This window comes from Parvibaculum indicum (assembly GCF_011762095.1).
GTDB lineage: Bacteria > Pseudomonadota > Alphaproteobacteria > Parvibaculales > Parvibaculaceae > Parvibaculum > Parvibaculum indicum.
Map to the genome: position 1 here is coordinate 44,711 of NZ_JAASQO010000002.1, position 19,405 is coordinate 64,115.

The 19,405-nt window shown below is 65.1% G+C and carries 19 protein-coding genes; 13 read left to right on the forward strand and 6 right to left on the reverse strand.

The window, feature by feature from the left end; all coding sequences use genetic code 11:
• Positions 1–12 precede the first annotated feature (12 nt).
• Positions 13–552, reverse strand: coding sequence for a ubiquinol-cytochrome c reductase iron-sulfur subunit (petA, locus tag FHS78_RS02710; protein WP_167090078.1), 540 nt, complete (start codon positions 550–552; stop codon positions 13–15).
• A gap of 369 nt (positions 553–921) precedes the next feature.
• On the opposite strand from petA, the gene FHS78_RS02715 reads away from it, so the two are divergent.
• Positions 922–1,398: a tRNA (cytidine(34)-2'-O)-methyltransferase gene (locus FHS78_RS02715; protein WP_167090080.1), complete on the forward strand. Its 477-nt coding sequence runs from the start codon at positions 922–924 to the stop codon at positions 1,396–1,398.
• Positions 1,399–1,414: 16 nt separating this feature from the next.
• Complete coding sequence (gene hemF, locus FHS78_RS02720; protein ID WP_167090082.1) at positions 1,415–2,305, forward strand: oxygen-dependent coproporphyrinogen oxidase; 891 nt, start codon at positions 1,415–1,417, stop codon at positions 2,303–2,305.
• 301 nt (positions 2,306–2,606) lie between these two features.
• On the opposite strand, the gene hemN is transcribed toward hemF, so the two are convergent.
• The 3 genes from hemN to FHS78_RS02735 all read right to left on the reverse strand — a co-directional run bounded on the left by hemN (position 2,607) and on the right by FHS78_RS02735 (position 6,042).
• Complete coding sequence (hemN, locus tag FHS78_RS02725) at positions 2,607–3,956, reverse strand: oxygen-independent coproporphyrinogen III oxidase (RefSeq protein ID WP_167090084.1); 1,350 nt, start codon at positions 3,954–3,956, stop codon at positions 2,607–2,609.
• A gap of 82 nt (positions 3,957–4,038) precedes the next feature.
• Complete coding sequence (locus tag FHS78_RS02730; RefSeq protein ID WP_167090086.1) at positions 4,039–5,292, reverse strand: CCA tRNA nucleotidyltransferase; 1,254 nt, start codon at positions 5,290–5,292, stop codon at positions 4,039–4,041.
• 114 nt (positions 5,293–5,406) lie between these two features.
• Positions 5,407–6,042 carry a CoA pyrophosphatase gene (locus FHS78_RS02735; protein WP_246220326.1) on the reverse strand — a complete coding sequence of 212 codons (636 nt, stop codon included), beginning with the start codon at positions 6,040–6,042 and terminating at the stop codon, positions 5,407–5,409.
• Positions 6,043–6,134: 92 nt separating this feature from the next.
• On the opposite strand from FHS78_RS02735, the gene FHS78_RS02740 reads away from it, so the two are divergent.
• Together FHS78_RS02740 and FHS78_RS02745 are read left to right on the forward strand one after the other, a co-directional pair.
• Positions 6,135–6,566, forward strand: coding sequence for an AbrB/MazE/SpoVT family DNA-binding domain-containing protein (locus FHS78_RS02740; protein WP_167090090.1), 432 nt, complete (start codon positions 6,135–6,137; stop codon positions 6,564–6,566).
• On the forward strand, positions 6,559–6,942 hold the full coding sequence (locus tag FHS78_RS02745) for a type II toxin-antitoxin system VapC family toxin (protein WP_167090092.1): 384 nt from the start codon (positions 6,559–6,561) through the stop codon (positions 6,940–6,942). Before FHS78_RS02740 ends, FHS78_RS02745 begins: the two co-directional genes overlap by 8 nt.
• Here the strand turns inward: FHS78_RS02745 and FHS78_RS02750 are convergent.
• Entirely contained in the window at positions 6,932–7,597 is a 666-nt protein-coding gene (locus FHS78_RS02750) for a DUF1285 domain-containing protein (RefSeq protein WP_205305172.1), read from the reverse strand. The two genes, FHS78_RS02745 and FHS78_RS02750, sit on opposite strands and share 11 nt — an antisense overlap.
• 163 nt (positions 7,598–7,760) lie before the next feature.
• Here FHS78_RS02750 and FHS78_RS02755 point away from each other — a divergent pair, with 163 nt between their 5' ends.
• The 8 genes from FHS78_RS02755 (at position 7,761) to FHS78_RS02785 (ending at position 17,589) form a co-directional block, all read left to right on the forward strand.
• Entirely contained in the window at positions 7,761–8,759 is a 999-nt protein-coding gene (locus tag FHS78_RS02755) for an AAA family ATPase (RefSeq protein ID WP_167090095.1), read from the forward strand.
• Positions 8,760–8,773: 14 nt separating this feature from the next.
• Positions 8,774–9,709, forward strand: coding sequence for a DUF58 domain-containing protein (locus FHS78_RS02760; RefSeq protein ID WP_167090097.1), 936 nt, complete (start codon positions 8,774–8,776; stop codon positions 9,707–9,709).
• A gap of 6 nt (positions 9,710–9,715) precedes the next feature.
• Positions 9,716–12,529: a DUF4159 domain-containing protein gene (locus FHS78_RS02765; RefSeq protein ID WP_167090099.1), complete on the forward strand. Its 2,814-nt coding sequence runs from the start codon at positions 9,716–9,718 to the stop codon at positions 12,527–12,529.
• Positions 12,530–12,541: 12 nt separating this feature from the next.
• On the forward strand, positions 12,542–14,623 hold the full coding sequence (locus FHS78_RS02770; protein ID WP_167090101.1) for a hypothetical protein: 2,082 nt from the start codon (positions 12,542–12,544) through the stop codon (positions 14,621–14,623).
• A gap of 212 nt (positions 14,624–14,835) precedes the next feature.
• A complete protein-coding gene (locus FHS78_RS19570) occupies positions 14,836–14,967 on the forward strand; it encodes a hypothetical protein (RefSeq protein WP_281356550.1) in 132 nt (43 codons plus the stop codon).
• Positions 14,964–15,689: a metal ABC transporter ATP-binding protein gene (locus FHS78_RS02775; protein ID WP_167090103.1), complete on the forward strand. Its 726-nt coding sequence runs from the start codon at positions 14,964–14,966 to the stop codon at positions 15,687–15,689. Before FHS78_RS19570 ends, FHS78_RS02775 begins: the two co-directional genes overlap by 4 nt.
• Positions 15,686–16,612: a metal ABC transporter permease gene (locus FHS78_RS02780; RefSeq protein WP_167090105.1), complete on the forward strand. Its 927-nt coding sequence runs from the start codon at positions 15,686–15,688 to the stop codon at positions 16,610–16,612. Before FHS78_RS02775 ends, FHS78_RS02780 begins: the two co-directional genes overlap by 4 nt.
• On the forward strand, positions 16,609–17,589 hold the full coding sequence (locus FHS78_RS02785) for a metal ABC transporter substrate-binding protein (RefSeq protein ID WP_167090107.1): 981 nt from the start codon (positions 16,609–16,611) through the stop codon (positions 17,587–17,589). The genes FHS78_RS02780 and FHS78_RS02785 overlap by 4 nt, the downstream gene beginning before the upstream one ends.
• Here the strand turns inward: FHS78_RS02785 and FHS78_RS02790 are convergent.
• The gene (locus tag FHS78_RS02790; protein WP_167090109.1) at positions 17,549–18,100 is read right to left on the reverse strand and encodes a GNAT family N-acetyltransferase; all 552 of its coding nucleotides are present in this window, start codon (positions 18,098–18,100) and stop codon (positions 17,549–17,551) included. The genes FHS78_RS02785 and FHS78_RS02790 overlap by 41 nt on opposite strands.
• A gap of 388 nt (positions 18,101–18,488) precedes the next feature.
• Here FHS78_RS02790 and FHS78_RS02795 point away from each other — a divergent pair, with 388 nt between their 5' ends.
• Positions 18,489–19,403, forward strand: coding sequence for an SDR family NAD(P)-dependent oxidoreductase (locus FHS78_RS02795; protein ID WP_167090111.1), 915 nt, complete (start codon positions 18,489–18,491; stop codon positions 19,401–19,403).
• The last annotated feature ends 2 nt before the right edge of the window (positions 19,404–19,405 follow it).

The window sequence follows — 19,405 nt, forward strand, 5'->3', positions numbered from 1 at the left end:
TGTGTGCCCCCCTCAGCCGATCTTGATTTTTGTGTCGGAAAGAAACTCGTAGGGCGGCACTTCGAGATTAAGCGGTGCCGGGCCTTTGCGGATACGGCCGGAGGTATCGTAGACCGAGCCATGGCAGGGACAGAACCAGCCATCATATTCGCCCGCATAGGAGAGCGGCACGCAACCCAGATGGGTGCAGATGCCGATAACGACGAGCCACGGGCGCTCCAGCGTTCCTTCCGGGTCCTTCTTGAGGCGCTCCGCATCGGTCTGCGGATCGGGAAGGCTCGAAACGTCCACATTTTCGGCCGCCTTGATTTCCTCTTCCGTGCGATGACGGATGAAGACCGGCTTGCCGCGCCATTTGGCGGTGATCTGCTGTCCGACCGGTACGTTACTGATGTCGACTTCGATGGAAGCGAGCGCCAGTACGGAGGCGTCCGGATTCATCTGGTCGATCAGCGGCCACACAGCGAAGGCTGCGCCGACGGCTGCGAACGATCCGGTGGCTACATACAGGAAATCGCGCCGTGTCGGCTCTTCCACGTGGGTATCTGCCACGGTTCAGTCTCCTCGTTGAAATAGGCCACGAGCCCCCTGCCATCCCGGCGGATGACCCTTCCGACCGAAACCCGAAACCGGGGGTCCCGATCACGATAGAACTGGGTGGCGCGGCGCAAACCCCATGACATGGATTGCAGGCGCGACGAATCCGCGCGTGCCCCCCCATGCGGGAGGGTTTGTGGCATTCAATCGCCCCCTTGTCCAGTCCCGCACACCCTGTGGCAGGATGACGCAGGGCCCCGTTTTATGCGGGTTTCGCGCCGTTTTTGCGACCCGTTCGCAAGTGGATCGCCCAAGCCTCTCCGAATAGCCTAACTTTGCATCTCTTCGCCCCGGAAGGGGCTCACACGGACCCGACGACACCTCATGCGCCTCGCCCTTTTCGAACCCGACATTCCCCAGAACACCGGCACACTGATCCGCACCGCCGCCTGCCTCGGCGTGGGGCTCGACGTCATCGAGCCCTGCGGCTTCGTCTGGTCGGACAAGGCGCTGAAGCGCTCGGGAATGGACTATGCCGCCCTGGCCCCCGTCACCCGCCATGCGGACTGGGCGGCGTTTCAGGAGGCCCGCCAAACGCCCCCCATGACCGAAAGCCGCCTCATCCTGCTGACGACCGGGGCCGATATGCCCTATACCGCCTTCAGCTTCGCCCCCGGCGACATATTGCTTCTGGGCCGGGAGAGCGCGGGCGTGCCAGACGAGGTGCATGAGGCGGCGGATGCGCGCCTCCTCATACCCATGGCGCCGGGGGCCCGCTCGCTCAATGTGGCGCTCGCGGGCGCCATGGTGCTGGGCGAAGCGCTGAGACAGACAAACGGCTTTCCGGAAGCGGAAAGCTGAACGGAGGAACGGGACGATGGCCGAAACGAACGCGGCGACGATAGAAGACCGGAAAAAACAGGCCGCCGCCTGGTTCCGCGAGCTTCGCGACCTCATCTGCGCGGAATTCGAGAAGATCGAGGACGAACTGACCGGCACCTTCACCGACCGCCCGGCGGGCCGTTTCGAGCGCACCCCCTGGAAACGGGGCGACGGCAGCAAGGATGAGGGCGGCGGCGAAATGTCGGTCATGCATGGCCGCGTCTTCGAGAAGGTCGGCGTCCATATCTCGACCGTCCATGGCGAGTTTTCCGAGGAGTTCCGCAAGCAGATGGAAGGCGCATCGGACGACCCGCGTTTCTGGGCCTCCGGCATCTCCCTCATCGCTCATATGCAGAACCCGCGCGTCCCCGCCGTGCATATGAATACGCGGCATGTCTATACGACGAAGAGCTGGTTCGGCGGCGGCGGCGACCTGACGCCGGTGCTGGACGTGCAGCGCCGCGAGGACCATCCGGACACGGTGGACTTCCACGCCGCCTACAAGCGCGCCTGCGACAGGCACGACGAGAGCTACTATCCGCGCTTCAAGCAGTGGTGCGACGAGTATTTCTTCCTGCCCCACCGCAACGAACCGCGCGGCACGGGCGGCATCTTCTACGATCACCACAACACAGGCGACTGGGCGAAGGACTTCGCCTTCACACAGGATGTGGGCCGGGCCTTTCTCGAGATCTATCCCGAGCTTGTCCGCCGCCACATGAATGAAGGATGGACGGGGGACGAGCGCGAAGAGCAGCTCATCCGGCGCGGACGTTATGTGGAGTTCAACCTGCTCTACGACCGCGGCACGGTGTTCGGCCTCAAGACCGGCGGGAACGTGAACTCGATCCTGTCGTCCATGCCGCCCGAGGTGAAGTGGCCTTGATGTCTTGAAGGTGTCATCCCGGGCTTCCTTTAGTACGAAAAGGGATTGGGGCGCAGAGGCCGCATCCTTCGAGACGGCCCTTCGGGCCTCCTCAGGATGAGGAACCATTTCAGACGTCAATCCTCACCCTGAGGAGCGGCGAAGCCGCGTCTCGAAGGGCGAGGCCGGGTGCTTACTGGATCCCCACACAACCCGGGATGACACCTAGAAGATACGTCATTGCGAGCAAAGCGAAGCAATCCAGCGCTCAAGGCACAGGTTGGATTGCTTCGTCGCTTCGCTCCTCGCAATGACGAAGAAACTACACTGCCCTGGAGTGCTGCGCCCCGCCCTGACCGAGATAGCGGTCGAAGACGGCGCAGACGGCGCGCATCAAGGGGCGGCCTTCCTCGGTGATGACGAGGCGCGAGCCGTCGCGCAGCACGATGCCGTCAGCCTCCAGCGGCTCCAGCGCGGCGAGTTCCGGATCGAAGGCATCCGGGTCGAGGCCGTGCAGGCCCGCGATCTCGGCAAGATCGACATTCATGTCGCACATCAGCTTCTCGATGATCTCGCGCCGCAATTTGTCGTCGCCATTGACGGCGATGCCGCGCGCGATCGGCAGTTCCCCTGCCCTGACCGTCTGCTTGTAACGCTCGATGGCGATCTCGTTCGCCACATAGCCCTGCGGCAGCGAGCCGATGCCGCTCGCGCCCAGCGCGATGAGCACCGGCGCCTCGTCGGTCGTATAGCCCTGGAAATTGCGGTGAAGCGCCCCGTCCTTCGCGGCCTTCGCCATCGGGTCGTCCGGATGCGCGAAATGGTCGAGCCCGACGCGGATGTACCCGGCCTCAAGCAGCGCATCGGCGGTGGCTTCATATTGCGCCCAGCGCTCGGCCATATCCGGCAGCGCGTCCTCCGGGATGAGCTTCTGATGCGGCTTCATCCAGGGCACATGCGCATAACCGAAAAGCGCAATGCGCGCAGGCGCCAGCCCGGCGGCAAGCCGCGCCATCTCGGTCACGCTTTCCACCGTCTGATAGGGAAGCCCGTAAACGAGATCCATATTGATGGCGGAAATGCCTGCGTCCCGCAGCCAGCCGATCACCCGCGCCGTCACATCGTAAGGCTGGATGCGGTTGATCGCCTTCTGCACGCGCTCGTCGAAATCCTGCACACCGATGGAGGCGCGCGTCACGCCCGCCTTCGCCATGGCGCGAACATAATCCTCGGTCGCCGTGCGCGGATCCATCTCGACCGCGATGTCGGCGTCGAGCGTCACATTGTAGAACTCGCGAAGCTGCGCCAGCGTCTGGGCGAAATCGTCCGCCTTCAGAAGCGTTGGGCTGCCGCCGCCGAAATGCACGTGATCGACTTTCATCCGCGCCGGAAGCTTGCCGGCGATGAGCTTCGCTTCGGCCTGCACCGCGTCCAGATAGTCGGCCACCGGCGCATATTTATGCGTCGCCTTGGTGTGACAGCCGCAGAACCAGCACATCTCCGCGCAATAGGCGATATGGAGATAGAGCGACAGCGGCGCGGTCGGCTCCAGCTCCGAAAGCCAGCGCGCATAAGTGTCCCCGTCCACCGACGGCCCGAAATGCGGCGCAGTCGGATAGGAAGTGTAGCGCGGGACCCGGAGGTCGTATTTTTCAATCAGGTCGAGTCTCATGGAAGCGACGCTAGACCGCGCACGCCTCCCCGCCTATTCGCCCAAATGTCGCAGGGACATTTGGCGCAGGCGCTTGAGACCATTAGTAAATCGTCGCCTGCACCACGGCCTTCAGCCGCTCGATGATGGAGAACTCGTCATCGGTGAAGTCGCTGTCGACCCACCATTCCTCGACCTCGCGATAGACGCGGCCCATCTCCGGCCCTTCCGGCACGCCGGCGGCCTTCATCATCGCGCCGTCGAGCGGCAGTTGCGGCTTCTCCCAGCTATCGGCCATGGCCAGCATCGCCCGCCACTGGAAGGCATTGTGGTCGGGCCGCTCGCCCGCCCAGCCCAGCATGACGCGATCCTTGAAGAGCTCCAGCCCCATATTGTAGAGCGCGCGGCGCACCTCGCGCATGGAGAGGTAGCAGACGATCTTGGTCGTATCGGTGAGCATGGCCGTCAGGCGCTCGCGATCCCTGTTGGAGAATTTCAAGCGGTCGGCCAGCGCATCCACGCCCGCCTCGTCGAGATCGAGCATCGCGGCCAGACGCAACACGGGCGAGGGCTCGGCGGTGAAAAGCTGATCGCGCTCGATCCGCACCAGATTTTCGAAGCGGTCGAGCTTCGAGGCTTCCGGCAGCACCTCGCTCAGCACGCCGGAAGCCGCCATCTGGCGGAAGGCGGCGGGCGCCTCGTCGGCGGTCAGCGTCTTGAAGAGTTCGACACGGATACGCTCGCCGGAGAGCTGCTTCATCCCTTCCTTTTCTTCCGCACAGGCCTTGAGCGAGGCCGCGTCGGGCTCGCCCTTGCCGTACCAGGCATGGAAGCGGAAGAAACGCAGGATACGCAGATAATCCTCGCGAATGCGCTCATGCGGATCGCCGATGAAGCGCACCACGCGCGCCTTCAGATCGTCCTGCCCGCCCAGCGGGTCGTGCAGCGTGCCGTCCTTGTCGGCATAAAGCGCGTTCATGGTGAAGTCGCGGCGTTTGGCGTCTTCCAGCCAGTCGCCGGTGAATTCGACATCGGCATGGCGGCCATGCGTGGCCACATCGACGCGCAGCGTGGTGATCTCGAAATGACGGCCCTCGGCCACCGCCGTCACCGTGCCATGTTCGATGCCTGTGGGAATGACCTTGAGACCCTTCGCCTCCAGAAGCGCCTGCGCCCGGTCGGGCGTCTCGGTGGTGGCGATATCCACATCCGTCACCGGCTCGCCCAGCAGCGCATTGCGCACGCAGCCGCCCACGAAACGCGCCGTGCCGCCATCGGCTTCCAGCGCCTCCATCACGGCGCGGGTTTCGGCCGCTTTCAGCCAGATCTGGTTGGCGAGCTTCTTATCGGCACTCATCGGGGTCGACCTCCATACGCTTTATCGTTTTGGGCAGACTGCCATTCCGCGCCGCGCGGGACCAGAGCATAAATGACGCGGGCGTCACTTTTTTCAAGGCCGGATCATATGCCCTCAGGCACTCGCCTGCTGATGCTCGAAAAGCCTGAGATACATATTGCGGAGCATGCCCGCCGTCGCGCCCCAGATATACTGACCGCCATAGGGCATGGCGTAATAATGCCGCCGCTTGCCCTTCCAGACGGCGCTGTGGCGCTCGTGGTTCTCCGGGTTCATCAGGAAGGAAAGCGGCACCTCGAAAACATCCGCCACCTCGCCCTTGTTCACCGTCAGCTCGAAACCGGGCCGCACGAACCCCACCACCGGGAGAATGCGAAAGCCCGTGCCCGTCTCGTAAAGATCGAGATAGCCCGCCACCTCGACGAAAGAACGGTCGAGCCCGACCTCTTCCTCCGCCTCGCGCAGCGCGGCCTCCGCCGGCGTCTCGCCCGGTTCCATCTTGCCGCCGGGAAAGGCGACCTGGCCGGAATGCTGGCCGAGATGGTCCGCGCGCCGCGTCAGCAGCATATGGGCGCCATGCTCATGCTCGACGATGGGCACCAACACGGCGGCGGCGCGCAACGTCTTGCGGTCTTCCGGCTCCAGCCAGTCGTCCGGATCCGGGTTCAGCGCATGATCGCCATTGGTCGGCTCGCTGCCGAGCATCACCTCCATCGAAGGCGGCTCGCGATCGACATGGGCTAAAATCAACTCACGATAGTTCATTGACAACAACAATAAGAATTGACATATTTTTATTCACAAACCAATACAATCGCACCGCTTCGCATCGGAAGTGAACCATGACGCAGCCTAGCACGGAACAAATGAACGCCATCGCTTCCGGCCTTCCCACGAAGTCGGCCAAGATCAGGGCTCTGGATTCGGCAGGCTTCCGCCGGGCCGACATCGCGAGGTTCCTTGGCATCCGTTACCAGCATGTGCGGAACGTACTCGTCCAATCGACAGCCCGGCCGAAAACCGATCAGCCCGTTCCTGTCGAACTCGGCGCGGGCGGGCGCATCGTCATCCCCGCCGCTTTTCGCGAGGCGATGGGACTGAAGGAGGGCGACCGACTTATCGCAAAGCTGGAGGACGGCGAGCTACGGCTTGTGAGCAAGAAACTCGCGCTCAGCCGCGCACAAAAACTGATCCGTCGGCATGTTACCCCAGATGACGATCTGGTCGCCGAGTTGATCGCCGACCGCCGCAAGGAAGCCGACGAGAATGAGTGAAATCGTCCTCGACGCCTCCGCGCTCCTCGCCATATTGCTGAGCGAACCGGGAAATGACGAAGCAACCGATCATCTGGAGGGCGCTTGCATGTCCAGCGTCAATCTGGCGGAAGTGATCTCCAAGCTGGCCTCGCGCAACATAGCGCGGAACGTCATCGAAGAGCTGATCGACAGCCTCGGAATTCGTATCGAACCAATGGATCGGGACCGCGCGGTCGCCACCGGGATGCTTACGCCCAAAACAAAAAGCGCGGGCCTGTCTCTTGGCGACCGTGCCTGCGTTTCTCTGGCAGAAGAGTTCGGCATTCCCGCTCTCACCGCGGACCGCGCCTGGCGAAAAATAGAAACGGCCTGCGAAATCCGCCTTATCCGCTGACGGAGGAACGGGCGCCGACTTCATCGGCCGGCATGAAGGGAAAGAACTCGCCCGACGACCAGACGCCGAACCATGGACGCCCCTCGACCTCCTCTTCCGCGCCGAGCTCCACGAGATCATAGAAAACGGCACGGTTGATGAGCGCGTCGAGCCGCGCGCGCACATGCACATAGGGCGCAGGCTCGCCGGTTTCACTGTCGATCTCGAACCGCATGGGATGCTCGGGCCCGGCCACGGTCTCGTCGCCAACATTGGTCCGGAAGGTCAGCACCTGATCCCTGCCCTCGCCTTCCACCTGCATGGCGACCGCGACGAAGGGCGCGTCTTCCACGGTGATGCCGATTTTCTCCACCGGCGTGACGAGATAATATTTGCCGTCCTCGTCGTGACGCAGAACGGTGGAGAAAAGCCGCACGAGTTTTTCGCGCCCGATGGGCGTGCCGAGATACCACCAGCTCCCGTCGCGGGCGATCCGCATGTCGAGATCGCCGCAAAAAGGCGGATTCCATTTATGAACGGGCGGCAGGCCTTTCGCCTTTTTGCCCGCCGCCTCGGCTTCGGCCAGCCCCTTCAGACCCATCGTGCCGCCGGTTTCGCGCTTTTTCGCTGCGTCATCCGGCGTCGTGTCGGGCGCCGTTTGTGGCTTTGCGGTCATTTTGTCCCTTCTTTCGTCGGGTGAGCGGATTCCTGCCTTTCGCGCAGATGCCGGGCCATATTATCGTCAAGATACCAAGCGCTTATGATGCGGCGCTCAATCGTGAGCGAAACGAGGCCCGTGCGGCGCCAGAAAGGCACCGTACCACCCAATATGTAGGTCAATGCAGACAGTCAGTGAAGCCGACGGCACCGCCGTCGAGGAAATCGAAGCCGCGGGCGCGAAAATCGCCGCCGCGCGCGAGGCCATCGGCGAGATCATTTACGGGCAGGAAACGGTCATCGACCAGACCCTCGTCACCGTGCTCGCGGGCGGCCATGCGCTGCTGGTCGGCGTACCGGGGCTCGCCAAGACGCTGCTCGTTCACACCATGGGCAAGGTGCTGGGCCTGGAGGACAAGCGCATCCAGTTCACGCCCGACCTGATGCCCGCCGACATTGTGGGTTCCGAAGTGCTGGAAGAATCCGATTCCGGCGCGCGCAGCTTCCGCTTCATCAAGGGACCGGTCTTCTGCCAGCTCCTGATGGCCGACGAAATCAACCGCGCAAGCCCGCGCACCCAGTCCGCCCTGCTGCAGGCCATGCAGGAAAAGCACGTGACGGTGGCCGGCACACGCTACGAACTGCCCACCCCCTTCCATGTGCTCGCGACGCAGAACCCGCTGGAGCAGGAAGGCACCTACCCCCTGCCGGAAGCGCAGCTCGACCGTTTCCTGATGCAGATCGACGTGAACTATCCCGACTATGAGGCGGAAAAGCGCATGCTGCTTTCCACCACGGGCGAACAGGCGGCCGATGTATCGCAATCCATGACGGTGAAAGACCTGATGGAAGCGCAGGCGCTGGTTCGCCGGGTGCCGGTCGGCGAAAAGGTGGTCGCCGCCATTCTGGAACTGGTGCGCGCCGCCCGGCCCGAGGAAGGCGCCTCCGAAGAGGTGGAACGCCATGTGGCCTGGGGCCCCGGCCCGCGCGCCAGCCAGGCGCTGATGCTGGCCGTGCGCGCCCGCGCGCTGATCGACGGCCGCTTTTCGCCTTCCGTGGAGGATGTGGTGGCGCTGGCCGCCCCCGTTCTGCGCCATCGCATGGCACTCAATTTCTCGGCACGGGCGGAGGGCGTGACGGTCAGCGGCGTCATCGACAGGCTCTGCCGCACCATCGTCTGACCGGAGCGCGCATCATGCGGCCGCCGAGTGACAATGCGCCCCATGCGCCCGCGATCGGCCTGCGCGAACAGGCCGAAACGCTTGCCGAGGCATTGCCGCCTCTGGTGACCGAGGCCGAACATGTCGCGCGCACCGTCGCGCAGGGCCTGCATGGCCGCCGCCGCGCGGGCTCCGGCGAAACCTTCTGGCAATATCGCCGCTTCCGCGAGGGCGACACCGCCTCCTCGGTGGACTGGCGTCACTCCGCCCGCACACGCCACCTCTATGTGCGCGAAAAGGAATGGGAAGCCGCCGAAAGCGTCTGGATCTGGCGCGACGGCTCGGCCTCCATGGATTATGCCTCCGACTTCGCCCCCTGCCGCAAACGCGACCGCGCCACCGTGCTGGCGCTGGCACTCTCCTCGCTCCTTGTGCAGGGCGGCGAGAACATCGCGCCGCTGGGCAGCGGCGTCCAGCCCGCGACGGGCCGCACCGCCTTTCACCGCATGGCCCACGCCATGCTGGACCGCAGCGAAGACACAACGCTCGAAAGCCTGCCGCCCCCGCAACATTTGCCGCGCTATGCGCAGATCGTGCTGATCGGCGACTTTCTTTCCCCCGCCGAGGACATCGCCGCGCGCCTGCGCAGCTACGCCTCGGAAGGCATCAAGGGACATGTGATCCAGGTGCTCGATCCGGCCGAAGAAGATTTGCCCTTTTCAGGGCGCACCGAATTCGAAGGCATCGAGGAAGAAACCCGCCTGATGGTGGGCCGCGCCGAAAGCCTGCGCAGCGCCTATCACAAACGCCTCGCCACGCATCGCAGCCATATCGAAGAGGCCGCGCAGCGCCTGAACTTCACCTTTGCGACCCACCGGACCGACCGCCCGCCGCATCATGCGCTGCTGGCACTTTACGGTGCGCTCTCCGGCGCGCTGGACGCGGTGCAGCCGCCCCGCGCGGGAGGCTGACCGGCGATGTTCACGCTCGGCCCCCTCGCCTTCGCCGCCCCCTGGGTACTCACCGGCCTGATCGCGCTGCCCGCGATCTGGTGGCTGCTGCGGATTTCCCCGCCCTCGCCCAAGCGCATCCGCTTTCCGGCGATCCGCCTGCTGCAAGGTCTATCCAATGAAGAGGAAACGCCCGCCCACACGCCGCTCTGGCTGCTGATCCTGCGTATGCTGCTCGCCGCCATCGTCATCGTCGCGCTGGCCGACCCGCTCTGGAATCCGGCGCCGAAAGTGTCCGGCGGCGGTCCCCTGCTGATCGTGATCGACGACGGATGGGCGGCGGCCGCGGGATGGAGCGACCGGCAGAACGCGCGGAACGGCCTCATCGCCGCCGCGCGGCGCGACGACCGCCCGGTGCTGACGGTCGGCACCGCGCCGCGGCTCACCCCCGGCGACATCGACTTTTCCTCGCCCGACGATGCCGCCTCCCGCGCCCGGGCCATTGAACCGCGCCCCTTCGCCCCCGATCGCATGGCGCTGGCCGACAGGCTCGAAAAAGCCGCTGCCATCAAAAAGGCCGCGCCGCATATCGTCTGGATCGGCGACGGGCTCGACTATGGCAAGGCGGCGGACTTCTCCGAAGCGCTCGCACGGATTGCGGGCAAGGGCGGCGTGACGCTGATCGAACCCGCGCCCGCCCAACGCGCATTGGCCCTGCTGCCGCCTGAATCGGATGGCGACCTGCTGGTTTCCACGATCCGCCGCGCCAGCCCCGCCGATCCCGACAACGGGACGGTGCAGGCCATCGGCACGGAAGGAAATGCGCTCGCCACCGCGTCCTTCGATTTCGAGGACGAGGCGTTGGAAACGACCGCGCAGCTTCAACTGCCTCTCGAACTGCGCAACCGGATCGACCGGCTGCAGATCGTGAACGAGACCTCCGCCGGTGCCGTCACGCTGCTCGACGAACGCTGGCGCCGCCGCGCAGTCGGCCTCATTTCAGGTTCCGGCACGGACAAGGCGCAGGCGCTTCTTTCCGACCTCTACTACATTCGAAAGGCGCTCGCTCCTTATGCGGAACTTCGCGAAGCAAAAACGGGAACGGACAGCTCAAGCGTCGCAGAGCTTCTGTCCCGCCCGCTGTCCGCGCTGGTGCTGGCCGATGTCGGCACGCTGACGCAAGACGATGAGAAGCAAGTCGCGGACTGGGTGGAAAACGGCGGCACGCTGGTGCGCTTCGCCGGCCCTCACCTCGCCGCGCAAAGCGACAGCCTCATCCCCGTGCCGCTGCGCCATGGCGGACGGGCGCTTGGCGGCGCGCTTTCCTGGACGGAGCCGCAGCATCTCGCGCCCTTCGACGAGAACAGCCCCTTTGCAGGCCTCGCCGTGCCGGAGGAAGTCAATGTCTCGCGCCAGGTGCTGGCCGAGCCCACGCTCGACCTCGGCGACAAGACATGGGCGCGCCTCAGCGACGGTACGCCGCTCGTCACCGCGGCAAAACGCGGCAAGGGCCGCATCGTCCTGTTCCATGTGACGGCGAACACCGACTGGTCGAACCTGCCGATCTCCGGCCTCTTTGTCGACATGCTCCGCCGTGTCGTCGCCAAGGCGCAGAACATCGCCGAGCCCGCCTCCGGCCAGGGCGGCAATGACGCGCTGAGCCCCGTCGCCACGCTGAACGGGTTCGGTCGCCTCGGCGCGCCCTCGCCGACGGTGACGGCCATTCCCGCGCAGGATCTGGGCCGGATGGACAACAACCCGCGCCACCCGCCCGGCCTTTACGGGCCGCAAGATGCACCCCGCGCGCGCAATCTTGGCAGCGACGCGCTGAAGCTGACGCCTGCCGCCGACCTGCCCGGCCTGTCGGAACGGCGCGGCTTTGCCGCCGGCGCCGAACTCGGCCTGCGCCCGTCGCTGCTGGGACTTGCCCTGCTGCTGCTGATTGCTGACGGCATCGCCGCGCTCTGGGTCACCGGCCTTTTCGAGACGGGGGAGATCCGTCGCGGACGGCTTGGCCGCAACCTGCTGCCGCTGATCCTTCTCGGTCTCGTACTGGTCGCCGCGCCGAAAGCCCTCGCCGCCGACAATGACGGTTTCGATATCGCCGCTTCCACCGAAACCCGTCTTGCCTATGTTCTCACCGGCGACGCACGGGTAGATGAGGTAAGCCGCGAAGGGCTGACGGGTCTTTCCGGTGCCCTGCGGCGGCGGACCGCGTTCGAGCCCGGCGATCCGATGGGCGTCGATGTCGCAAAGGACGAACTCGCCTTCTTCCCGCTGCTCTACTGGCCGATGACGCCGACCCAGCCCCCCCTTTCTCCCGAAACGCTCGGCAAGATCGACGCCTATATGAAAAACGGCGGCATGATCCTGTTCGATACGCGCGACCGGCAGGAAACCCTGTCCGGCGCAGGCGGCAACGGCCCGGGCGCGCAGACGCTGCAACGCCTGCTGTCGGGACTCGACCTTCCCGCGCTGGAGCCCGTGCCCGCCAATCATGTGCTGACGCGCAGCTTCTACCTGCTGAACGATTTCCCCGGCCGCTGGGCTGGCGGACAGCTATGGGTCGCGGCAAGCGATAGCGGCTCGACGGACACGACCAGCCTGACCGCCCGCACCAATGACGGCGTCTCGCCCATCATCGTCGGCGCCAACGACTATGCCGCCGCATGGGCCGTGGGCAGCAATGGACGTGCCCGCTACGCGGTCGTGCCCGGCGGCGAACGCCAGCGCGAAATGGCGGAGCGCGTCGGCATCAACCTCGTCATGTATGCGCTGACCGGCAACTACAAATCCGATCAGGTGCATATCCCCGCTCTGCTCGAGCGGCTCGGGCAATAGGGGGTCGGCGCCATGAACTGGGACATCGTTTTCGAGCCTGCCCTGCCCCCGGCGCTTCTGGCCGCATTGAGCGCCGCGGCCGTCATCGTGCTGATCTTCTCCTTCTGGCGGCGCGCGCGCGGCGCGCCGTGGCGGGCCGGAGCGCTCGCCCTGCTGATGCTGGCGCTGCTGAACCCGACCGTCAGACAGGAAGACAGATCCCCGGTGCCGGATGTCGCCGCCATCGTGGTCGATGAAAGCCAGAGTCAGCAGATCGGCGAGCGCCCGACGCAGACGGAGGCCGCGCTCGGCAAGCTCGAAAAGGAAATCGCCGCAGCGGGCGATATCGAAACGCGCATCGTGCGTGTCAGGAACGACCCCGGCTCGGAGAACGGCACGGAACTTTTCACCGCGCTCGAAAATGCGCTCACCGACGTGCCGCGCGAACGCATCGCGGGCGCCGTTCTCCTGACCGACGGCCAGGTCCATGACGTGCCGAAAAGCGCCGAGGCGCTTGGCTTCGATGCGCCGGTTCACGCCCTCGTCACGGGCCGCAAAAACGAGCACGACCGCCGCCTGACCGTGGTCGAGGCGCCGCGCTTCGGCATCGTAGACGAACCGCTGTCGCTCTCTTTCCGGGTCGACGAGACAGGCGAACAATCGGAAGGGATCGCGCCGGTGACGATCTCGGTCGATGGCGAGAAACTGACGACCGCCAATGCCACGATCGGCCAGACCACGACAGTCACTCTCTCCCTCAGTCATGGCGGTCCCAATGTCATCGAAGTCGATGTCGCGCCGGGCCCTGAAGAACTGACCATGCTGAACAATCGCGCCGTGGTGGTCGCCAACGGCATTCGCGACCGGCTGCGCGTATTGCTGGTTTCGGGCGAACCGCATCCGGGCGAACGCACCTGGCGGAACCTGCTCAAGGCCGACCCTGCCGTCGACCTCGTCCATTTCACCATTCTGCGCCCGCCGGAAAAACAGGATGCGACGCCGGTGAGCGAATTGTCGCTGATCGCTTTCCCGACGCGCGAACTCTTTTCCGAAAAGCTCGACCAGTTCGATCTCATCATCTTCGACCGTTACAAGCGGCGCGGCGTGCTGCCGCTCGCCTATCTGTCCAATATCGTCGACTACGTAGAAAAGGGCGGCGCCATCCTCGCGGCGGCGGGCCCGGCCTTCGCCTCGCCCTATTCGATCTACCGCACGCCGCTTTCGAGCATCCTGCCCGCCCGCCCCACCGGCAATGTATCCATCGGCGGCTTCACGCCGGACATCACGAAGATGGGCCGCAAGCACCCCGTCACCGCGAACCTGCCCGGCGAGGCCTCGGCCGACGACGCGCAGGCGGACGCGGATTGGGGCCGCTGGTTCCGGACCGTCGACACGACGACCGACAGCGGCGAAACCGTGATGGATACGCCGGACGGCAAACCCCTGATCGTCCTCGACCATGCCGGCGAAGGCCGCGTGGCGCAGCTTCTTTCCGATCAGGTCTGGCTCTGGTCGCGCGGCTTCGAAGGCGGCGGCCCCTATGCGGAGCTTCTGCGCCGCCTCGCCCATTGGCTGATGAAGGAGCCCGATCTGGAGGAGGAACGTCTTTCCGCTTCCACGAAGGGCGGCGTCATGACCATTCGCCGCCGCACCATGGCCGACGAGACGCCGCCCGCCGAAATCACGCTGCCCTCCGGCAAGACGCAGGATCTGAAACTGACGGAAACTGCACCCGGCCGTTTCGAAGCGACCCTGCCGGCCGAAGAGCTGGGGCTCTATCGCATCCGCCAGGGCGACCTCTCCGCCGTCGCCGCGGCGGGACCGCTCAACCCGAAGGAATTCGCCGATGTCCGCGCGACCGACGCGAAACTGAAAGACCTCGCGGCGGAAACGGGCGGCGGCCTCTGGTGGCTCGGCGACAAGGCGGACAACATGCCGTCCCTGCGCATGGTGCGCGCGGGCCACGACGCGGCGGGCAGCGGCTGGTTCGGCCTGCGCCGCAACGAGCAATATCTCGTCAATGCGGTGCATCAGGTGCCCCTGATGACGGGCTTCCTCGCGCTTGCGCTCATTCTCGGCAGCATCGCATTGGCCTGGCACCGCGAGGGCCGGTAGGCACGGGCCTCGATCCTTCGAGACGGGCCTTGCGGCCCTCCTCAGGATGAGGATTTCATGTGGTAATTTGTTCCTCATCCTGAGGAGGACGCATCGCGTCCGTCTCGAAGGATGCAGGCCAATTAACGCCTTCCCCCTCGACGCCCCTTGCCCCGGCGCCCGATCCGGCCTAACGTCCGAGACGTTATAATATCACATCACTGGACAGACCGATGAGCGACCCTGCCTCCCGCCGCGCCCCTGCGCGCCATTCCGCCTTCGGCACGGGAATCGGCGAAAGGCTGGCGCTGGCCGGGCTGGGCATCGCACTCGTTTGGCTTGGCGTCTGGTGGGCGATCGCATGACCGCTCCCGCCGAAATCCGCCTGCACGACCTCACCGTCTCCTATGAGCGGATGCCGGCTGTGCATCACCTCTCCGGCACCTTTCAGGGCGGTCGCCTGACTGCCGTGATGGGCCCCAATGGCGCAGGCAAGAGCACGCTGCTGAAAAGCCTCGTCGGCCTTTTGCCGCTCGATGAGGGCCGGATCGGCCTTTCCGGCCTCGCAAGGCGGGAAATCGCCTATCTGCCGCAACATGCCGATCTCGATACGAGCTTCCCCATCACCGTTTTCGATGTGGTGGCCATGGGCCTATGGCACGAACTCGGGCTTTTCGGCCGGATCGACACGGCCCGCGCGCGCCGTGTGGATGAGGCGCTCGAAACGGTCGGCCTGCCCGGCTTCGGCGAACGGCCCGTGACCAACCTCTCGGTCGGCCAGCTTCAACGCGTCCTTTTCGCGCGACTGCTGATCCAGAACGCCAGGGCGATCCTGCTCGACGAACCCTTCGCCGCGGTGGACGAACGCACCGTGCGGGAACTGCTCGCCGTCATGCATCGCTGGCGGGAGGAAGGCCGCATTGTGATCGCGGTGCTGCACGACCTTGCCATGGCGCGAACCGAATTCGACGACGCCTTGCTGCTGGCCCGCGAACCCGTCGCCTGGGGAGAGGTCGAGGAGACGCTTGGCACGGACAACCTCGCCCGCGCCCGCTACATCTCCGAAGGCTGGGGGCGCGCGGCATGATCGTCTACGAGCAGCTGGTCCAGCCTTTTTTCGATTACGCATTCATGCGCCGCGCACTGGTGGCCTGCCTCGCGCTCGCGCTTGGCGGCGCGCCCATCGGCGTCTTCCTGGTCCTGCGCCGCATGAGCCTGATGGGCGATGCGATCAGCCATGCGATCCTGCCCGGCGCGGCGATCGGCTTTCTCGTGGCCGGGCTCTCCATCTGGATGATGAGCATTGGCGGTCTCGTGGCGGGGCTTTCCGTCGCGCTTCTGGCAGGCATCATCAGCCGCACCACGCTCCTGCGCGAAGATGCGAGCCTGGCGGGGTTCTATCTCATCAGCCTTGCCTTCGGCGTGCTGATCGTCTCCACGCGCGGATCGAACATCGACCTGCTGCATGTGCTTTTCGGAACGATCCTGTCGGTCGACGACAGCGCGCTGATGCTCGTCGCGGGGATCGCCTCGCTGACGCTCATCGTACTGGCCGTCATCTATCGCGCGCTGGTGATCGATTGTTTCGATCCGATCTTCCTGCCCGCCACCATGCGCGGCGCGGGCGTCTTCCATTTCATCTTTCTGGCACTGGTGGTGCTGAACCTCGTCGCAGGCTTTCAGGCGCTCGGCACGCTGATGGCGCTCGGCCTGATGATGCTGCCCGCCGCCGCCGCCCGCTTTTGGGCGCGCGAGGTCTGGTCGCTCATCGCCGTGGCCATCGTCATCGCCTTCGGCTCCGGCGTGACGGGACTTCTTGTCTCCTATCATTTCGGCCTGCCTTCCGGCCCCGCCATCATCCTGACGGCGGGCACGGCCTACATTGTCTCCGTGATCGCGGGCCGGCATTCGAGCCTGCTCGGCCGCTATATGCATCGACCGCATTTCCACGACGTCGGGCCATTGCCCGATCCGAACGATCACGCACATGCCAGGGAATCCGTGAAATGAAGCATCTCATGCTCGCCGCCGGCGCCGCCTTTCTTCTTTCCGTCTCGCCGCTGCACGCCGCGCCGCTGAAAGTGGTGACGAGCATTTCGATCCTCGCCGACATGGTGCACCAGCTTACCGGCGGCAATGCGACGGTGACCTCGCTCGTGCCGCCGAACGGCGATGCGCATTCCTTCGAGCCGAGCCCGGCCGATGCCAAGGCGCTGGCCGAGGCCGACCTCGTCGTCGTCAACGGCCTTGCGCTGGAAACCTGGATGCACCGCCTCACCGAGGCGTCCGGGTATAAGGGCCCGGTCATCGTCGCCAGCAAGGGCGTGGACCCGCTCGTCTTCACCCCCGGACACATGGAACATCACGCCGCAAGCGCCGGACATGAACATGCTCATGAACACGAGCACGAGCACGATGAAGACGGACACCACGACGCCGGCGACCACCATCATGGCAACTACGACCCTCACGCCTGGCAGGACCTTGCCAACGGCAAGATCTATGTCGGCAATATCGAGGCGGCGCTGGAAAAGGCCGACCCGCAACATGCCGACATCTATGCGACGGCCGCCCGCAACTACATTTACGAGATCAATGCGCTCGACAAATGGGTCCGCGCCGAAATCGACAAGGTGCCGGCGGCCAAGCGCAAGGTCATCACCTCGCATGACGCCTTCGGCTATTTCGGCGCCGCTTATAGCGTGACCTTCGCCGCGCCGGAGGGCATCAACACGGAAGCGGAAGTGAACGCCAGGGACCTCGCCCGTCTGGTCGACCAGATCAAAGAGGAAAAAATCAAGGCGCTCTTCATCGAGAACATGTCCGACCCGCGCATGATGCAGACCATTGCGCGCGAAACCGGCGCCGAACAGGGCGGCGAACTCTATTCCGACGCTCTCTCCCCGCCTGGCGGGGAGGCCCCGACCTATCTCGACATGTTCCGAGTCAATGTGCCGAGGCTTGTCGCGGCAATGGAGAAGAACTGACCCTCTCCTCCGGCTTCAGAACGCGCACCGCGCCCGAAACACCGGAAAACGCACCGAGATCGAGTTCCCGGTAGAGAAGCCGTTGCGGGTTCACCGGCCCCGGCATGGTCATGCGTCCGGCGGGCACGGGCCCGAACCCCACTTTCGAATAGTATGGCTCGTCGCCGACAAGGATGACGAGCCGCCAGCCCAGCGCCTTCGCATCCTCAAGCCCCCGCCGCATCAGCAGAAGACCGGCACCCTTGCCCCGCAGCGCGGGCTCCACGGCAAGCGGCCCCAGCATCAGGGCGGGCGTGTCGCCGATCACGATCGGCCAGAAACTCAGCGAGCCCACCATGCGCCGCTCGCCCCCTTCTTCGGAGAAGGCGACATAGCAGAGGTCCGGCACGGCCTCATTGCCCTCGCGCAGGCGCTGCGCGGTCTTGGCAAAACGGCCGGGGCCGAAGGAAAGGTCCAGCAGGGCGTCGATGTCGGGCCGGTGTTCAGGCCGCTCGTGCAGGATTTCGAACATGGGATTCAGGGTCTCTCAGGCAGATCGGCCGCGGGTCTCTGCAACAGGCCGGTCATTGGCGGAAGGATTGGCCGCTCGGGCCCCTCTCCGCCGGAACCGGCTGTCAGGCCCGGTTCGGACGGCGCGCAGGGGCACGCACGGATCGGAGGGCATAGCCTCCGGCCCGGATTCGTCGTCGCTGTGCAGCCAAACGCGCCATAATGTCCATATCCCTTGCGGCGGACCCAAACCTTCCGCCACCTGAAAGAGGGCAAGCGGATAGCACGAGCCGGGCTCCCCGTAAAGTTCCCGCATGAAACCGGCCAAAACCTCTGGCCCTGCCCTATCCCGTCGGATAGCTTGCCCGGCATATAAACGACAATCGAACAGGGCTTCCACGGAGGAAAAGATGGGACTTCTCGATGGCAAGGTAGTGCTGGTCACGGGTGCCGCAGGCGGCATCGGCAAGGAATGCGCGATGATCGCGGCGGCGCAGGGCGCGAAGGTCGTGGTGAACGATCTGGGCGGCAGCGTGTCCGGCGGCGACGAGGGCAATGCGAGCGCGGCGCAGAAGACCGTGGACGAGATCAAGGCGGCGGGCGGCGAAGCGGTCGCCAATTCCGACAGCGTGGCGGTGAAGTCCGGCGCAGAAAACATGATCGCGCAGGCGCTCGACACCTTCGGCGGCCTGCACTCCATCATCTCGCCCGCCGGCATCCTGCGCGACGGCATGTTCCACAAGATGCCCGACGAGGACTGGGACGCGGTTCTCGAAGTGCATCTGAAGGGCAGCTACAACATCACCCGCGCGGCCATCAATCATTTCCGCGATCAGGAAGAAGGCAATTTCGTCCTCTTCACCTCGACGAGCGGCCTGATCGGCAATATCGGCCAGGCGAACTACGCCGCCGCCAAGATGGGCATTGCGGGCCTGTCGCGCATCATCGCAATGGAAGGCGAGAAGAAGAATGTGCGCTCCAACATCATCGCGCCCTTCGCCTGGACACGCATGATCGCCACCATTCCGGTGAAGGACGAAGCCTCCGCCCAGCGCGTGGAACGCATGAAGAATGCGATGCGCGCCGAGCAGGTCGCGAATTTCTCCGTCGCGCTCGCAGCCCCGGAATGCAGGACGAGCGGCCAGATCTTCTCCGTGCGCGGTAACGAGATCGTGCTGTTCTCGCAGCCCCGCCCCGTGAAGAGCGTCGCCCGCATCGACGGCTGGACGCCGGAGACGATCCTCTCCCACGGCATCCCGGCCATGGAAGGTGGCTACACCGATCTCGGCGCGACCGCCTCGGTCTTCACCTGGGAACCGGTGTAAGA

Excerpts from the sequence above, each read along its gene's own strand:
- FHS78_RS02715 (WP_167090080.1), top strand. The coding sequence starts at position 922 with ATGCGCCTCGCCCTTTTCGAACCCGACATTCCCCAGAACACCGGCACA.
- hemF (WP_167090082.1), top strand. The coding sequence starts at position 1,415 with ATGGCCGAAACGAACGCGGCGACGATAGAAGACCGGAAAAAACAGGCC.
- hemN (WP_167090084.1), bottom strand. The coding sequence starts at position 3,956 with ATGAGACTCGACCTGATTGAAAAATACGACCTCCGGGTCCCGCGCTAC.
- FHS78_RS02730 (WP_167090086.1), bottom strand. The coding sequence starts at position 5,292 with ATGAGTGCCGATAAGAAGCTCGCCAACCAGATCTGGCTGAAAGCGGCC.
- FHS78_RS02740 (WP_167090090.1), top strand. The coding sequence starts at position 6,135 with ATGACGCAGCCTAGCACGGAACAAATGAACGCCATCGCTTCCGGCCTT.
- FHS78_RS02745 (WP_167090092.1), top strand. The coding sequence starts at position 6,559 with ATGAGTGAAATCGTCCTCGACGCCTCCGCGCTCCTCGCCATATTGCTG.
- FHS78_RS02750 (WP_205305172.1), bottom strand. The coding sequence starts at position 7,597 with ATGACCGCAAAGCCACAAACGGCGCCCGACACGACGCCGGATGACGCA.
- FHS78_RS02755 (WP_167090095.1), top strand. The coding sequence starts at position 7,761 with ATGCAGACAGTCAGTGAAGCCGACGGCACCGCCGTCGAGGAAATCGAA.
- FHS78_RS02760 (WP_167090097.1), top strand. The coding sequence starts at position 8,774 with ATGCGGCCGCCGAGTGACAATGCGCCCCATGCGCCCGCGATCGGCCTG.
- FHS78_RS02765 (WP_167090099.1), top strand. The coding sequence starts at position 9,716 with ATGTTCACGCTCGGCCCCCTCGCCTTCGCCGCCCCCTGGGTACTCACC.
- FHS78_RS02770 (WP_167090101.1), top strand. The coding sequence starts at position 12,542 with ATGAACTGGGACATCGTTTTCGAGCCTGCCCTGCCCCCGGCGCTTCTG.
- FHS78_RS19570 (WP_281356550.1), top strand. The coding sequence starts at position 14,836 with ATGAGCGACCCTGCCTCCCGCCGCGCCCCTGCGCGCCATTCCGCCTTC.
- FHS78_RS02775 (WP_167090103.1), top strand. The coding sequence starts at position 14,964 with ATGACCGCTCCCGCCGAAATCCGCCTGCACGACCTCACCGTCTCCTAT.
- FHS78_RS02780 (WP_167090105.1), top strand. The coding sequence starts at position 15,686 with ATGATCGTCTACGAGCAGCTGGTCCAGCCTTTTTTCGATTACGCATTC.
- FHS78_RS02785 (WP_167090107.1), top strand. The coding sequence starts at position 16,609 with ATGAAGCATCTCATGCTCGCCGCCGGCGCCGCCTTTCTTCTTTCCGTC.
- FHS78_RS02790 (WP_167090109.1), bottom strand. The coding sequence starts at position 18,100 with ATGTTCGAAATCCTGCACGAGCGGCCTGAACACCGGCCCGACATCGAC.
- FHS78_RS02795 (WP_167090111.1), top strand. The coding sequence starts at position 18,489 with ATGGGACTTCTCGATGGCAAGGTAGTGCTGGTCACGGGTGCCGCAGGC.